This window comes from Caulobacter sp. DWR2-3-1b2, from assembly GCF_049896345.1.
Lineage (GTDB): Bacteria > Pseudomonadota > Alphaproteobacteria > Caulobacterales > Caulobacteraceae > Caulobacter.
In genome coordinates this window covers 62,586-78,840 of sequence record NZ_JAFCUC010000002.1, presented here as the reverse complement: position 1 = coordinate 78,840, position 16,255 = coordinate 62,586, and the positions used below count along the sequence as shown (strand labels likewise).

The 16,255-nt window shown below is 64.9% G+C and carries 7 protein-coding genes; 1 reads left to right on the top strand and 6 read right to left on the bottom strand.

What is annotated here, in order from left to right; genetic code table 11:
• Window positions 1-147 precede the first annotated feature (147 nt).
• The 4 genes from ACP694_RS06690 to ACP694_RS06675 all read right to left on the bottom strand — a co-directional run bounded on the left by ACP694_RS06690 (window position 148) and on the right by ACP694_RS06675 (window position 11,514).
• Window positions 148-8,757, bottom strand: a complete 8,610-nt coding sequence (locus tag ACP694_RS06690) for a GH36-type glycosyl hydrolase domain-containing protein (RefSeq protein ID WP_426011359.1) — start codon at window positions 8,755-8,757, stop codon at window positions 148-150.
• Between the two features lie 93 nt (window positions 8,758-8,850).
• Window positions 8,851-9,045 (bottom strand): hypothetical protein, encoded by a 195-nt coding sequence (locus ACP694_RS06685; RefSeq protein WP_426011358.1) that lies wholly within the window; start codon window positions 9,043-9,045, stop codon window positions 8,851-8,853.
• Between the two features lie 515 nt (window positions 9,046-9,560).
• Window positions 9,561-10,493, bottom strand: a complete 933-nt coding sequence (locus tag ACP694_RS06680) for a diacylglycerol/lipid kinase family protein (protein ID WP_426011357.1) — start codon at window positions 10,491-10,493, stop codon at window positions 9,561-9,563.
• Window positions 10,494-10,656: 163 nt separating this feature from the next.
• Window positions 10,657-11,514, bottom strand: a complete 858-nt coding sequence (locus ACP694_RS06675; protein WP_426011356.1) for a hypothetical protein — start codon at window positions 11,512-11,514, stop codon at window positions 10,657-10,659.
• A 1,214-nt stretch (window positions 11,515-12,728) separates the two neighbouring features.
• On the opposite strand from ACP694_RS06675, the gene ACP694_RS06670 reads away from it, so the two are divergent.
• Window positions 12,729-12,983: a hypothetical protein gene (locus ACP694_RS06670; protein ID WP_426011355.1), complete on the top strand. Its 255-nt coding sequence runs from the start codon at window positions 12,729-12,731 to the stop codon at window positions 12,981-12,983.
• Between the two features lie 541 nt (window positions 12,984-13,524).
• Here the strand turns inward: ACP694_RS06670 and ACP694_RS06665 are convergent.
• Both ACP694_RS06665 and ACP694_RS06660 read right to left on the bottom strand, forming a co-directional pair.
• Complete coding sequence (locus tag ACP694_RS06665) at window positions 13,525-13,656, bottom strand: hypothetical protein (protein ID WP_426011354.1); 132 nt, start codon at window positions 13,654-13,656, stop codon at window positions 13,525-13,527.
• Window positions 13,657-13,988: 332 nt separating this feature from the next.
• Window positions 13,989-15,995 carry a protein-L-isoaspartate(D-aspartate) O-methyltransferase gene (locus tag ACP694_RS06660; RefSeq protein WP_426011353.1) on the bottom strand — a complete coding sequence of 669 codons (2,007 nt, stop codon included), beginning with the start codon at window positions 15,993-15,995 and terminating at the stop codon, window positions 13,989-13,991.
• Window positions 15,996-16,255 lie beyond the last annotated feature (260 nt).

The window sequence follows — 16,255 nt, the reverse complement described above, 5'->3', positions numbered from 1 at the left end:
TAACATCAGCTTCTATCTCCTTTGGCTCCCGCGTCCCGCACCTGCGGCCTCTGATGCGGATCGAATTGGCCTGCCCGTCACCACTCAGGGCCCCGGGCCGCCATCGGATTGATGAGGTCCACGGTCTCGCCTTGCAGCCCTGATCGATCACCCGAGCCGGACGACGAGGCGATGAACGGCGCCGTCGTCATCCAGGGGGACTGACACCGGCCTCGCCGCGATCGCCACGCCATCGAATTCGGCGACCGCGACCCCCCGCTGCACGCCCTGCGGGTTTTCGACCGTGATTTCGTAGTGTGACGCACCATGACGTAATGTCATATTGAAGCCAGGCCAGGACCCTGGGATACAGGGGTCGAGCCGTAGCAGGCCGCCTTCAATCCGAAGCCCAAGGATGCTCTCGACGCCAGCGCGCTGCATCCAGCCGGCCGAGCCCGTGTACCAAGTCCAGCCGCCCCGCCCCACGTGGCCTGGTGCGGCGTAGACATCGGCCGCGACCACATAGGGCTCGACCTTATAGCGATGCATGTCGGTGCGTGTACGAGCGTGGTTGATCGGGTTAAGCAGCCCGAAGAGGGCGGCGGCCTTGTCGCCCTCCCCCAGGCCCGCGAAAGCCATCACGGACCATAGGGCGGCGTGGGTGTACTGCCCGCCGTTCTCGCGCAGGCCCGGCGGATAGCCCTTGATATAGCCGGGGTCGGGCGCCGAATGATCGAACGGCGGCGTGAACAGCAAGGCCAGTCTGTCGTTTGGCAGAATCAATTCGCGATCAACGGCTTCCATCGCCTGGGCCGCGCGGTCCGGCCGCGCAGCGCCGGACAGGACCGCCCACGACTGGGCGATGGAGTCGATGCGGCACTCCTCGCTGGTCGCCGAGCCGAGCGGGGAGCCATCGTCGAACCAGCCTCGCCGATACCAGTGGCCATCCCAGGCCTCGCGTTCAAGGGCGTCGCTCAGCGCCTTGGTGTGCGCCCGCCACTTCGCGACTCGCGCCTTGTCACCGCGGATCACAGCGACGTCTGCGAAGTCGCCCAGCGCGGCGTACAATAGCCAGCCGAGCCAGACGCTCTCACCCTTTCCGCCCTCCCCGACGCGGTTCATGCCGTCGTTCCAATCGCCGCCGCCGATCAGCGGCAGTCCGTGGCGGCCGACCGCCAGACTGGCGTCCAAGGCGCGAGCGCAATGTTCGTAGAGGCTGCCGAGTTCATCACTTACGGTCGGCAGAAAGAAGCTGTCGCCCTCGCCCGGCTCAAGCATCGGACCAGTCAGGAAGGGTCGCACTTCATCCAGTATGGCGGCGTCACCAGTCACCTTGATGTAGTGCGCCGCTGCATAGGCGAGCCAGGCCCGATCGTCCGAGATCCGCGTCCGCACGCCTTGGCCGGAATGAGGCAACCACCAGTGTTGGACATCGCCCTCCCCGAACTGCCGGCTCGCGGCTCTCAGCAGGTGCTCACGGGTCATCGATGGCCGCACCGTGGCCAGGGCCATGCAGTCCTGCAACTGGTCGCGGAAGCCGTAGGCCCCGCTGGCCTGGTAGAACCCCGACCGGGCCCAGACCCGGCAGGCAAGGGTCTGATAGGTCAGCCAGCCATTGAGCATAATGTCCATCGACCGGTCGGGGGTCTTCACCTGAACCGTGCCGACGATATCGTCCCAGAAGGCCCGGACGTCGGAGAGCACGGTGTCCAGATCGGTCCCGCGGTAGCGGGCGATCAGTGACCGCGCCTCGGTCTCGTCCAGAGCGTCGCCGAGGAAGAAATCGATCTCGACGACTCCGTTCGGCGCAATCTCGACCGTGGTCTGTAGCGCGGCACAGGGGTCGAGGCCAGAGCCGACCCGCCCCGAAAGCAAAGTGCCGTTGGCCAGGACCGCAGGCCAAGCCAGCGTTCCATTTCGGCCGATAAACTCTCGTCGGTCACCCGTCCAGGCCGTCTGGCGTCCCGCGAGATCGGCGAAGGCGACCCGTTCGCCAAACGCCGGGTTCCACGGATTGTTCGCAAGCACCGCCCCGCTCTCGGCATCGACCCGCGTTGTCACGAAGGCCGCCGCTGCCGCCCGTGAAGGTCCGAGCACCCACTCGACATACGCTGTCACCGAGAGGCGCCTTGCGCGGCCAGTGAGGTTGCGCAGTTTCAGCCGGGAGATTTTCAGCGGGTCGGCGAGCGGCACGTACTCCAGCAGCTCGGCGGCGATCCCGTGAGAGGTATGCTCAAACCGGCTATACCCCCAGCCATGGCGCGCAACATAGGTCGCCGCTTCATCCCTGATCGGCAGCGCTGTGGGGCTCCACAGATCTCCGCTATCCTCGTCTCTCAGATAGAAGGCCTGACCAGGTCGGTCGGTCACCGGGTCATTCGACCAGGGCGTTAGCTGATGTTCGCGGCTGTTCACCGACCAGGCGTAGCCGCCACCCTCCGCCGACACCTGGAAGCCGAAGCCTGGATTGGCGATTACGTTGATCCAGGGGGCGGGCGTTGACTGGCCTGGCCCCAGGATCGTCACATATTCTCGGCCGTCTTCGGCGAAGCCACCAAGTCCGTTGAAAAATTCCACTCCCGGCGCCGGACGCGACACTTGAAGCTGGGAGGTGGCGAGAGGACGCCTTGGAGGGACGCGTCTCGCAAGCCCGGCGTCTGAAGCTCGCTCGAGTTGATCGACCAGCCGCCCGCGGTCGCCTACCAGTACGACCCGCGCGACAGACCCAAGGAGGGCTCGGGCCTCGGGCGGAACAAGGTCCGACCGAAGCATGAAGGTATGCCCGGGTGGCCGCTTGTCGCCGATCTGTGGCCGGGACTGGCTCGCTCTCACCAAGGTCTCAAGCGCGATCTGCAGTTCTTGTACATAGGATGAAGCGCGCTCGTTGAGGATCACTAGATCGACCGCGAGTTGCTTCATCCGCCAATACTCGACGGCCTGAAGCGCCTCCTTCACGAGACCCAGCTGATGGACGTCATCGATCCGGACTAAAATGATCGGCAAGTCGCCGGAAATCCCCAGAGACCACAGACCCGGCTGACCGCCACTCCCGCTGCCGATGGTCTGAGATGGCGGACGCAGCATCGGCGCGGCGTAGAGCATGTGACCGGCAAGACGCTGGTACTGGCCCGCTTCGTTTCGATTGATGCCAAGGTGGTGTAATTGCACTTGGGCCTGGGTCCAGGCCAGAACCGCCGTGCGCTGGAACGCGCCCAAGTCATGGTGCTTGTCGACCAGATCTAGCGCCGCTTCGCGGGACGAGGCGACCATCGTCCAGAAATCAATGCGAGCTGTCGCCCCGGGCGCAATCCGTACACGCCGGCGCAGTGCGAAGATTGGATCGAGCACCGCGCCGGTGGCGCCTGAAAGCGGCCGGCCGCTCATGACAGCGCCGGGCGCACGAATGCTGCCGCCACGACCGAGGAATCGCGCTCGGTCTGTCTCAAACTCACGTTTGCCCACGGCCTCGCCATCGACAACCGCCAAGTGCGCTGCCCAGACCTGAGGCTCCGTCGGCGACCGCTGCCGCCGCGTAGCGAGAATGGCGCCCAGTCCGGCGAGGTGCTCGGTCTCGATGAACAGCTTGGAGAAGGCCGGGTGCGCCACGTCAGAGGCCTGGGGCGCCAGAACCAGTTCGGCGTAGGATGTGACCTCGACTTCGCGGGCGCTATCGCTGAGGTTTGAGATCGTCACGCGGCGCACCTCTGCGTCGTCTTCCGCAGAGACAAGCACCTGGAGATTGGTCGCGAATGCCCCGTCTCGGCGGGCAAACTCGGCCCGATCTTCGTTGAACGTGACCTCGTAAGCCTCCGGCTCGCTCCCGATCGACTGGTACGCCGCCGTCCAGACGTCCCCGTTGGCGACGTCTTTCAGAAAGACGTACGAGCCCCAGTCATCGCTGGTGGCGTCCTCTCGCCAGCGGGTCACCATTAGATCCCCCCAGGCGCTGTAGCCAGATCCCGCGGCCGTCAGCATGACCGCGTAGCGGCCGTTTGACAGCAACTGCGTGGCGGGGGTGGCGCTATGCGGGCTGGTGTTGCGCCAAGCAGCAGGCCCTTCAATCTCGCGGACCTTCGCTTCAGAGGTGGTCTCGGAAACCAACGGCGGCGTCGCGGTAACCTCGCGAGGCGCCCGCTCCTGCAGAAGGAGCTCCGTCGCCTGCACCATGCGCTCTGCGTGGAAGCGGCTGCGCATCAAGCCATCCAGCAGGGTATCGGCGATCGCAGTGATCGTCATACCCTGGTGGTGCGCCATGAAAGCGCTCACTAAGGCGACAGTCCCGCCGTCCGGGATCCGGGCCGGGGTAAAGTCCAGCGCTTCGACGAATCCATAGCGACCGCGCGCGCCGAGAGCTTCGAGGCGCTCGAAGTTGCGCGCTGCCGCCTGAGGATCGATCATGCAAGCAAGGGCGGTGGCGTAAGGCGCAACGACGGCGTTGTCGGCGAGCCCGCGTTTTAGGCCGAGGCCAGGCACGCCGAAGTTGGAATACTGATAGGTCAAGTCGAGGTCGCGCGCATTGTAGGCAGATTCCGATACGCCCCACGGGGTCCCCCGTGTCGCCGCGTAGTCAATCTGACGGCGGACGACGAGCCGATTGGTCTGTTCCACAAGGCTGTCCGCCGGCGCCCGCATGACGATGGACGGCATCAGGTACTCGAACATCGATCCGGACCACGAGATCAGCGCCGCGCCATTGGCCACCGGCGTCACAGCGCGGCCCAGGCGAAACCAGTGGCGGGCGGGCGCGTCGCCCTTAGCGATCGCCATGAAGCTTGCCAGCCGAGCCTCAGAAGCAAGGAGGTCGTAACAGCTCGGATCTAGCGCGCCCTCGGACGGCAGATACCCAATCGATAGCAGAAGGCGGTCGGGGTCGATCAGAAAGCCAAATTCCATCGCCATCGCCATCGACCGCGCGGCATCTTCAAGCGCCTGAAGTCTTGCTACAAGCGGAGCGGCCAAAGGCGCCCGGCGATCACGCCCATGACTTTCAATGCAGGCGCCTACGGCGTCCGCCCAGAACTGCAGATCCGCGCCAGCGTCGTCGTGTTCTTCAAGGACAATTTCACGAACCGCGTCCCCCAGGATCGCAGCCTGCTCCGAGAATTTCTCAACACGCCCTTCAACCGTGCCGCCGAGCGCGGTTGCTTCAAGCAGACCGCCCGCGAGACGTTCGATCTCTTCGCCTAGCCTCCGCCACGACACGTCTTGCGATTTGCGCAGATCGCGCAGATCGCGCAATCGACGTGCCTCGTCCCGGACCAAATCTAGAGCGTCGGCGACACCTTGGAACCGCCGCTGTTCTGGCAACGTGTCCCCTCGCCATTGACCGCAGGCGTTGGCCAAAGCGATCAGATGTCCGGCCAGATTTCCGCTATCGACCGAGGATACGTACTGCGGATCGAGCGGACGCAAGTCACGCGTATCATACCAATTGTAAAGGTGACCGCGATGCTTAGCCATGCGAGCCATGGTGGCCAGGGTCGCTTCCAGCCGATCTACGGCCTCGACGGTTCCGATCCAGGCGAAGTCCCGCGCGCTAGCGACCGACAACAGGTAAAGGCCGATATTGGTTGGTGAGGTCCTGTGGGCCACCACAGGCTCCGGCGACTCCTGGAAGTTGTCTGGCGGCAAGGCATTTTCGGCGGGCGTGACGAAGTCCTCGAAGAAGCGCCATGTCCGTCTGGCGATCAATCGCAAGGACCGGGCGTCCGCCTCGGCCAACGGACGCCGGCCCAATACCCGAGGCGAGAGGCTCGCCCAAAACGCCACCGCCGGGGAGGCGAACCAGGCGAGCGCAAACGCCAAGGCCAGGGGCCAAGTGCCGTGGCCCCAAATCCACGCCACGCTGATGGCTGCGGCGCCGGTTAGCACCGCGCCGCCCATCCGCTTGTAGGAGCCGCGCACCCCCAAGCTAGAACCCGACGCCGCCTGGGCCGCCGGTACCCATTCGAGCAGGTGGCGGCGGGTCAGCGCGAGGCGGATCAGGGTGCGGGCGATGGCGTCTCCCATCAGCCAGGCTTGGTCCGCGAGAAAGACGATCATCAGGCCGACCTGGATAAGCGCGACACGAATCTCCGCGTCCAGGGCGCGGAGATTGCTGCGAAGCGCCACGCCGGGCCGACGCGGGACGAGCCCGATTATCACCGGGATTAGGGGCGGCAGGGCCATCGTCGACAGGATGAAGATCGTCCAGGTCGCGGCGGCGTGGATGGGAAGGGCCCAACCGGCGATAAGCGCGATGACGATCGAGGGCGCAGAGAGCGAACGTCGGACATTGTCGAGCATCTTCCAGCGCCCGATAGCGGGAACGCCGCGTCGCGGCCGATGGGAGGCCCCCTTCGGCCCGCGCCCAACGATCCATGGCAGAAGTTGCCAGTCCCCCCGGACCCAGCGATGGTGACGCTGGGCGGCGACCTCATAACGGGCAGGAAACTCCTCCACGACTTCCACGTCCGAGGCGAGTCCAGCGCGGGCGAAAATCCCCTCGAACAAGTCGTGGCTGAGGAGGCTGGATTCGGGGACACGGCCTGCAAGCGCCGCCTCGAAGGCGTCTACATCGTAGATGCCCTTACCCGTGTAAGACCCTTCGCCGAACAGGTCTTGGTACACGTCGGACACGGCGGCCGCGTAAGGATCAATGCCGGAAGCGCCGGAGAAGATACGAAGGAACAGCGAGCCCTCGCGCCCGACCGGAAGCGCCGGCGTCACCCGCGGCTGCAGCACGGCGTAGCCCTCGACGACCCGGCCTAGCTCAGCGTCGAAGCGCGGTCGATTGAGAGGATGGGCCATCTTGCCGATGAGTCGACCGACGGTCTCGCGCGGGAGGCGTGTGTCTGAGTCGAGGGTGATGACGAAACGGACACTTGATGGCACAACAGGCGGCGAGAGAAATGTCGTGTTCGAAGCACCGCGAAGAAGCCTATTGAGTTCACAAAGTTTTCCGCGCTTACGCTCCCAACCGATCCAGCGTCCTTCGCCCTTATTCCAGACCCGCCGCCGGTGCAGCAGCAGGAAGCGCTCTCCGCCCGCAGCTGGCCCGTACCGTCGATTCAGACGGTCGATGCCTTCCTTGGCTGCGGCCAATAGTTCTTCGTCGCCCCCTACGTGCTCGCTCGTCGCGTCGGACCAGTCCGACAGCAGCGCAAAGTGGAGGTCCCCCGGGGGGCTCGCCAGGTAGTGAACCTCCAGGCGGGCGACCAATTCCCCGACCTCCGAGAGCGAAGTCAGGAGAGTGGGCACTGCCACCAGCGTGCGGAGATCCGCGCTGATCCCGCCACGTAACGCCATCGCCGGCAGCAGGGTGGCCCGAAATCCTTGGGTCACCACGTGGTTCACGATGGCGACGGCGACGTCCACCGCCGGGATCAGTCCCAGAATCCCAAGCACAAGTAGCGAGGTCGCGCCGAGGCCGCTTGCAGCCGCGATGGCTAGAGGAATGGCCAAGAGACTGGCTGCGACCGCGGCGCCCGCGGCGACATAGCCTCCGATCCCCAACGTGCGATAGAACTGTCCCGGCCAGGCCTGGGCAGGCGGTCGAAAGCCGATCGCCGCTTCGAACCCGGCCCGGCCTCCAGCGATCAGATAGTAGCCCGGGTCGGCCATCCGAGCGTCGCTCGCATCTTGGTCGGTCTTTAGCGCTCGTGACGCAGCCGCCACGGCCCGATGCGCGACTTCAAGTTCGGTGAGATCGGAGCTGCGTGCGAGGTGCTCGACGGCGCTGCGGTAGAGATTTCGTGTCGGGAAATCCATGTCGCCAAAGGGGCTTCCGGCCTCAAACACTTCATCGACCAGGCTGACGCGCTCGAACAGCTCCGTCCAATCCACGTCAGAGATCAGACGCATGCTGGTGATGATGTTTCGCACTGTGACACTGCCGGACACTTGCCTCTGGTGCTCATCGCGGACGACGGCGTCAGCGGTCGTTCCCGCTCGTCGAAGTTGTTCTTCGAGCCAGTCTAACGCCGGTGAGATGCTAGGATCCTGATCGCGGAGCCGCTGGACCAGTTGCACCAGAAAGGCGTCGGGGAAGGTCATTTTGGGATGCGACTGAAGGACAGCCGCGGCCGGTTCAGGTTCACGGCCCCTGGCGCCCAGTAGTCGGTCAGCCAGTATGTCGGCGCTCCGGCGACCGGCGCGGCTGTCCATGACTCGCTTGGCGATCCGTCTGAGGTTTTCGACAAGAACGATCCGGAGCGTGATGGCGACGGCCCAAAGCTCGCCGATGGTCAGCGGCTGAACTTCTTGGTAGGCGCGGAGGTAGCGACGCAGGATTTCGGGATCGAAGAGACTGTCGGTATGGGCCACGAACGCCCAGGCCACCCCGAAGACCCGCGGGTACCCCGCCAAGGGCCCCCCTGCAAGTTTGGGCAGCTGCCGATAATAGCCCGGCGGCAGATCGCCCCGGACTTCACGAATCTGCTTTTCGACGACATGGAAATTGTCGATCAACCATTCGGCTGCGGGCGTGATGGCTGCGCCCGCGTCGATTGCGTCAGAGACGTCACGGTAGGCTGACAGGAGCACAACCTCGTTGTCGGCGAGCCGCTTCGCGAGCGAAGCGCCCTTCACCTCGCGAGGCGTCACGGCCTGCGCGGACGCCAGGCTTCTCGCGTGCTCCTCAAGCCGATCGACGCTGAAAAGTTCGGCGCGGATGGGGGCTCCGTCGTCCCAGGGTGGTCTCTGTCGAGCGCTAGCGAGCAAGCCGTGGAGCGGGGCGATCAAATCCGACCCGTGGCGCAGTCGGCGCTCGCGCGAGGGAGCATTTGTCTCGTAACGCATGATGTTGCAGGCCCTCTACCGGGCGGGGAGTCATTGGTGCGCCACAGTCCTACCCAGCAACCGCGGCGGTGCGCTCTTTGTGGGCGGGCTAACTCAACCCCGCGCCCGCTCATGGTGATCTGAGGGTTCGACGACCACCTCAGTACGCTCGCCGTGACGGCCGATCGCATCGGCGATGCAGTTCGCCTCTCGAACGGCCAAATCCCTTGACCAGAATGGCGTCGACATGCCCTCACCCAGCCGGATGGCCCATCCGTGCCTCTCTTTGACGACGTTGAAGGTGATCATCGCGCAGGCCCTCTATTGGCTGGTGGTTTAGCAACGCGCGACCTTGGCAAAGGCTGCTGCGGGTAATCCCAGCGCAAGTAAGCGTCGTGCTGCGCGAGCCGCTTTGATTCACGTCGACAGGCATTAGGGCCAGGATGACTCCGAAGATGCGGCTCGGTCCGTGGCGATCGCCGGTTCGTGTCGTTCCGGGTTCCTTACGTGAAGCGGCACAGACCATGGAGGCGCCGGATTAGCGTCGTGACCACCAAGCGTCGAGACCGGATCTGGCTGTCGATACCGATCGACGATGGGCTTGATCGAAATCATGGTGGGCGCCTACAAGATGACCTCGACTGGCCGGCGTTGCGGCTCTCTTCGTGGAATGGCTGCACGACCAGCCGCTACGGACACGTGCGCATTCCAGTGATCGTGGGCAGCCGTACCAGGCGATGGTGGGCACCGATTCCACGTGATCGTGGGCGGTCTGGAGCCTGACCGACGGTGGCGTCATCGCGAAGACGTCATCGCCTACATTCTCAACCTAGGGAGCGCCCCCGCTTGAGTTGTGCAGGATCCGGCAGTGTACGGGGGACTAGGGCGTTGAAAGCCGCCTGCACGAAGTCCACGATGGCGACTTTGCCTAGATCGACGGTTTCGCCGTCGAGAACCGCCGACATGGGCTCGTCCGATCGTACTTCCACGTGCCGGACATTGGCGCTCCGGATCATTTGATCTGCTGCCGCCCCCGGAATAACTTTTCGTAGCGCCAGCATTAGGGCGTCGAGAGCCCCATCGCGCGTGATCACTGCAACGCGGAAGGCCACGATATCGGGTTTTAGGCCCATCGGCTTTAGCGGACATCCAACATACACGACCTGCGCCTGGCCGGATTGGCCTTCGAAATCGTAGTGCAGGGATCCCTCGAAACTCTTGCCAATCGCCTCAAGGCCTTCGCGAACAGCCTCGCCGATATCGCCATCCCGAAGGGCCTCGCGAGCTTCGGCGAACAGGGAGATATTGCCGATGATGGCGGAAACAAAAAACGGCTTCTCCCCTATGCGTCCGCCGCCAATCGATTGCACGGTAGGCGCCGCTAGCGTTGCGCCCAGCGCGTCTTGCCAACTGAGGGCGCCATAGAGGGCCTTGGGTAGTCTGTTCATCGTCCCGCCGGGAAGTGGGACCAGGTAAGGGCCACCAATCGGAAACGCCTCGGCGGCGGCGCGGTGCGTGCCATCGCCTCCCAACACGATTAGGACGGCGAGCTGAAGAGACCGGGCCTCCTGCAATGCGGCGTCCACGGCCTCGCCCCGGACACACCAGATCTTGGCTACCCGGCAGCCCATCTCCTTCAGCACGGCTTCCAACTCGTTTTCGAAACCGGGTGCGTAGCCACCGCTCGACGTATTGACGAGCGCGCCAATGCGCAGCGTTGGGACGCTAAGAGGCGTCAGATCCATGGTGAGAAGCACACCCATTTTCGTCCAAGTATAACCGGAGCAGGAGGCAAACTTCCAGGTTCGTGGGAAGTAAGAAACTTTGACCCATGAAAAACCTGCGCGCCCTCATCGGCGGATGCTCTCAAGCAGCGCTGCGTCGCTCGGCGGGGCGAAGACGCGCCTAAGGGTGACCTGGCTAGTGGACCAGCAGCAGGTTGAAATCGCCTGCGGGCTGCAGCAGCATGTCGTCGGTGGCGCCGCCGAAAAGGGCCTCCATGGCGCGCGCATGGCTGAACGCGCCGGCGATGAGCACATCAGCGCGGGCTTGCCGCGCGGCTGCGCCCAGGCCGCCGCCACGGCTCAGCCCAGACTGGCTAACGGCAAGGATGTTTTTGACGCCGTGGAGCTTGAGGTAGGCCCCCAGACTTGTCAGGTCTGCGGCGAGACGATCGGTGGCGCTGATGTGGTCGGCATCCTGCAGGAGGACTACCTTCGATGCGGCGGTCAGCAGCGGCAGAGCAGCACGCACCGCGCGACCGGCTCCTTGGCTTCCATCCCAGGCGATCGCGGCGACGCCATGTTCGGGCGCCACCCGGCGCGCGATGTAGAATGGCAGCCTGGCCTGCATCAACGCCCCAGAAACCAGGCCGCTCCAGAGCCCTAGGCTCTTGAACGTCGATTGGCCGACGATGATGAGATCGCAGAGCGGAGTCTCGCCCAGCATGTCCGACTCGGCCATAGACCCCTCCGGTAGTAAGACAATGCGACCGCCCTCTGCGTCGAGTGTAAGGCCCTCGCGCTTGGACGTCTCGCAGACCAACGTCTCGGTATTGCGACGAGCGTCGTCATTGGCCTGCTGGATGAGAGCGACGATCTCCTGGCTGATATAGCCGCCGGACATTCCTTCCGAGAACATCAGGCTGGAGGCCGTGGGCAGGGCCAGCCTGGCCCTCACTTCGCCGCCTTGTCCGCGGACAAACTGCGCGCCAGCGGATAGGACGACGGCATCGTCCGGGCCGCTGGTCAGGATGGCGAGAATGCTGGCATAGGTCATGGCGGTCGCTCCTGCTTCATTCACTCTTCTACCCCTGGCTCCCACCCTGCCTTGAGCGACATCAAGCGCTTGGCCTGACATCTACTGAATGCTGAGCCGGAGCGGCGCGGGGAACCGCTTCAGCCCAACCCAAAGCTGATGGTCAGAAATCTAAGCTACTCTCGCTGCATCCGCCCATGCTCGGTGGAGAGTGGCCATCGGATCGATGGCCCTGGCGGCGGGTTCGCGCCAGAAACAGCCAGATGCCCGCTCGCCAAAAGCCGATGCTGGCGATGCGCCGAGATGCTTTTAATACTTCTGCGGTGACCTTCCCAACGGCTTCCTGGGCCTCCTTGACCAATGTCTCGGAACCGTTCTCAGGCGCCTTTCCGGTCTTGGCATCGACCCCGACCTCGAGCTCCTTGCCAAGGCTACGAGCGTGATTTTGGCCCGGGCTGCGAGTTCGTGGCCCTTCAGCGTCGAGGCCGGAGATGCAGCGTTCGCGGCGGCGGCGGTCATGCTAACGGAGGCCAGGGCCACGAGCAGAAGACGGTTCATTGGCAATCCGGCCGTCTTGGAGGCTGCCTCGATGCGTTCCTTGAAACCAGGCCATAAAACGAGGCCATAAGCGAGTTGGACGCCACAAGCGGGATCGCTCAGGGCAAGCGGCGCCTCCACTCAACTCTCCGATTTCCCCCTGGTTCCCTATCTTGGTGCGCGACACTCCGATCGAGCGCCACCGCCAAGGCGGCCCCGAGGCTGCGCCAGTCGGGCATGGCGTTGACGGCCAGGATCACCAAGGCCAAGAGCCCGCAAAGCGAAAGCAGCGCCCGTATTCGCGCGCGCCATCCCGCAGTCGTCGCGAGGCTGGCGAGGGCCAGCAGCGCCAAGGCCTGCGCCCCAGCCACGACCAGCACCACCAGGGTGAGGCTCTGGCCGTTGGGCGCATCGCGGATGGCCAGCAGGGCGCCGAAGCCGCTAGTTAAGCCGCCTCAGGCGAGCAGGGCGAAACTGCAACAGCGAAGCCGAGGAGCCGCTCGCCAGCGGAGCGGCCAGCGCGACGGTTGGAAAGATCCAGCGCGGGTCAAGGCATAACCGCCGCGCCGATCGTCGCTTCACCCGTCGCGCCCCATGATCCGAGGGGCGTCGATGGGCATGTCCGCAAGGATAGGCATCGGGAAGGCTCCTTGGACGTCCTAGGGCTAGCGAACGCTCAGCGGCCGAATGGCTGGCTCGTGATGGGGCTGACGAAACTGCCGCAGTTGGCAGCCGGCCGCCGACGCCACGGCCAGAACGACAAGACCCGCGACCAAAGCGGCTTGAAGCTTGAAGGAAGGCCGGCGGGTCATCGTTCGGTTCTCCCGTCCCAGGGCCTTTTTGACCTGCGCATGACCGTCCCTTCGCCGGCGGCGGCCTGCACCGACACCGCGCTCAAGGTCAGGACGACGGTCGCGAATGCGGCGACATTCAAGATGACGAAGGCCAGTTGAAGAACGGTCATGACGCGAACCTCCTGTTCGTTGTCCGATGATCTCGCCGCGCCGCGCCGATGAACTTGATCTTGCTCAATCGCGGGAAAAAAACTTGGCCGCCGCAGGCGCTGTCGGCGCTCCGCGAGACGGCTTCTCAATGCGCCGCCTTCCGCAGCTTGGTCCCAGGCCGAGGATCAAGGCTCCGGAGAGAGGCCTTCAACTGAGCAACTTCCTCGTCACCCAGTTCGACCGTCGGCAAGCGCGGATGGCGTTCGGCAGAGCCCTCCCCGGGTTGCGGCTGGGCGCCAGCATGCCTTCGGTCAGGATCTGGTCAAGACCGCCTGGCGGGCAGCGCCGATACAAGGTCGCGAACGGCGGCGCATCGGCCAGCGGGCTGGGCCGGGCGTCCACGGCATGGCAGATCCCGCAATCGCACTGGGCGATCGCCTGGCGCCAAAACGTCTGCGAAGACCGCAGCGGCTTGGGTTTGGCGAAGCTTGGGCCGCCATGCCCAGGACCAAGATGGCGACCAGTCCAGCGCCGATCGTCCTTACGCCGCTCACAGCCGATCATCGAAGTCCAGCGCCAACCGGCCTTCGATCTCGCCGCGCGCCATGCGGTCGAAGATGCTGTTGATATTGTCCGGCCCTTCGGCGTGGACGGCGCCCGTGCCATGGTCCGCGAGCGTCACTACATCTGCCGTCGCCTTAACTGCGTCTATAGCATCTCCCGACCTGACTGCGTCAGGCCGTGAGCTCTAATCTTTTGTTTTGACGCATTTTTCTTCACGCAAAACGGAACCACTTCGCTCGAAAAATGCTCTAGGCTTAGACCCACACAGCGGCCAGCCAAATTCGGAATGATCTCAGCCGCCGGTTTTCGCTCAAGATCCTGTTGCACGAGCCGAAAAACTCATCCTGACACCCCCCGTGTCGTCGTCACGCGGGAGCCGTTGCTGAGGGGAGCCCTGCCGTTGAGACACAGCAGGCCTCTCTTCCTCGTCGGATCAGAAGGTCGGGTTGATCAGAGACCAAACGGCCAGGTTTCGTCCTCGCCTTCCAACTGGCGCGTGGGCAGGGGCGTGACAGCAGTAGTCTCGTCGAACCAGACCCAGGCGTCGAACTGCTGCGGCAGGGAACAGCCCGAATAGTGGCTCCAGCGCTCGGTTTCCGGCCGGTAGATGACGCCGATGAAGCGTTCCAGCTTCGGAGCGAGCAGAAGCTGTCGCAGCGGTTCATGCACACCCTCGCGCAAGTCGAGGAGGAAGCGTCTGACCCCGCTGTCGTGGGCCAGGCGCTCGTAGCTGTCGGGTCGTGAAGGGTTGATGGGCTTGACCTCCATCGGCTCGCCCCAGTCGCTGGCGCAGGCGACCGTGCCGGCATGCGTTCCAAGGCCGATCAGGGCGGCGTCGCGGCCAAAGCGCTCGCGGCACAGCTGGCCGATGTTGAGCTCTTCCCGGACCAAGCCCATTTCGGTCTTGGACGCATCGCCGATATGCGAGTTGTGGGCCCAGACCACCGCCTTGGCGTCCGGTCCCTTGGCGTCGAGGATGGCGCAAAGCGTTTCGAACATATGAGTGTCGCGCCGGTTCCAGCTCGCAGCGGCGCCGTAATACATTTCGCGATAGTAGGCCTCCGCGTTCTTGACCAGCCGCGCGTTGGCGCTGGCGTCGAGGAAGCTGTCGCCGTCTTGGGCGGTGTACTCGAGGCGTCGCTCCAGCATCTCCGTCAGGGTCCTGACCACGCCCTGTTCGCACCGCGAGTAGCCGGCGGTCAAAGCCATGCGACCATAGCCCTGCGGCTCCGTGGCCCAGGGCGTCAGGCAGCCATATCGTTCGCGCGCGACCTTGGCCGCCTCGGGATCGACCCGGTCTAGGTAATCCAGCACGGCCTGGATCGAGCCGGACAGATTGTACAGGTCGAGGCCGTAGAAGCCCGTGCGCGCTTCAGCCGGCCGCCCCTCGTTCCAGCCGCGCATCCATTCGATGAAGGCCTCGACATCGGTGTTGCGCCACATCCAGGTCGGAAAGCGCCGGAATGGCGGCTGCGCATGCGTCGGCGACGGGCGCTGGCGGACGTAGCGATCCAGGCTGGCCGCATCCGGCCAGTCCGCTTCGACCGCGACGATCGTAAAGCCGTGATGCTCGACCAACCGGCGGGTAATGGCGGCGCGGGCGCGGTAGAATTCCGAGGTGCCGTGGCTGGCCTCGCCGAGCAGCACCACGCGCGCCTCGGAGAAACGGTCAAACAGCGGGCCGAAGGCAGGGTCGTCGAGGTCTGGCAGCGGCTCGGCGGCCGCGCGGATCAGCGCCGAGATTGAAGGCTCCGGCTCAACCTTGCGGAAGCTGCGTGGCTCGGCGTCCCGGCGGGGCTCATTCTTAGCCTCCGGCCAGCCATGCTCGCCGATCAGCGGAACGAAGCGGACCCCGCCCAGGTCGTCCTCCTCAAAATGGCTGGCGCTGACCCGGGTGACCTTGACCAGGCGCTGCTCGGCTTGGCTCTCGCCTACCGGCATGACCAGACGCCCGCCCAGGTCGAGTTGGTCCTTCAACGCCTGAGGGATCGCCGGACCGCCGGCTGCCGCCAGAATCGCGTCGAACGGTCCCGCCTCGGGCCAGCCACGCGTGCCGTCGCCGGTGCGCAGCTCGACGTTGTCATAACCCAGACGCTGCAGGCGCTCTCGGGCGAGTTCTGTGAGGGCGTCGTGGCGTTCGACGGCGAAGACCTGGTCGGCGATTCGGCTCATCACCGCTGCCGCATAGCCTGACCCGGCGCCGATCTCGAGCACCCGGTCGCCCGGACGGATCGCGGCGGCCTGAATCATCAGCCCGACAATATAGGGCTGGGAGATGGTCTGTCCGGCTTCGATCGGCAGCGGCGAGTCTTCATAGGCGAACTCCTGCAGGCCTTCAGGCACAAAGATCTCGCGTGGGACCTCGCTCATCGCCGCCAGCACGTAGTCGTCATTCACCCCGCGACGCCGAATCTGGCGATCGACCATCAACTCGCGGGCATGGGTCAGATCCAACATGGCGGAACCCTCAGGGACTTGCTTCGGCGGCGCTGATCAGAATCGACGCCGCCGACGAGACCGGCGTTGTTCTCGACACCGCCCTCCACCGTGTTTTCGCCCTTCAGAATGTCCGGGGCCTCACCAGCGATGGTCGCGTCCCTCAAGCGGCCGCTGCCCGCCGATGCCGGCCGGCAGCGTGTTGGGCGCGCGGCCCGAGGCAAGTGCCTGTTCATGACGTCCTCCTGGTGGCTTTCGCGAGGCCACCGAGCCAAGGCAAG

Coding starts and splice junctions, on each gene's coding strand:
- ACP694_RS06690 (WP_426011359.1), bottom strand. CDS start 8,757: ATGCGTTACGAGACAAATGCTCCCTCGCGCGAGCGCCGACTGCGCCAC.
- ACP694_RS06685 (WP_426011358.1), bottom strand. CDS start 9,045: ATGATCACCTTCAACGTCGTCAAAGAGAGGCACGGATGGGCCATCCGG.
- ACP694_RS06675 (WP_426011356.1), bottom strand. CDS start 11,514: ATGACCTATGCCAGCATTCTCGCCATCCTGACCAGCGGCCCGGACGAT.
- ACP694_RS06660 (WP_426011353.1), bottom strand. CDS start 15,995: ATGTTGGATCTGACCCATGCCCGCGAGTTGATGGTCGATCGCCAGATT.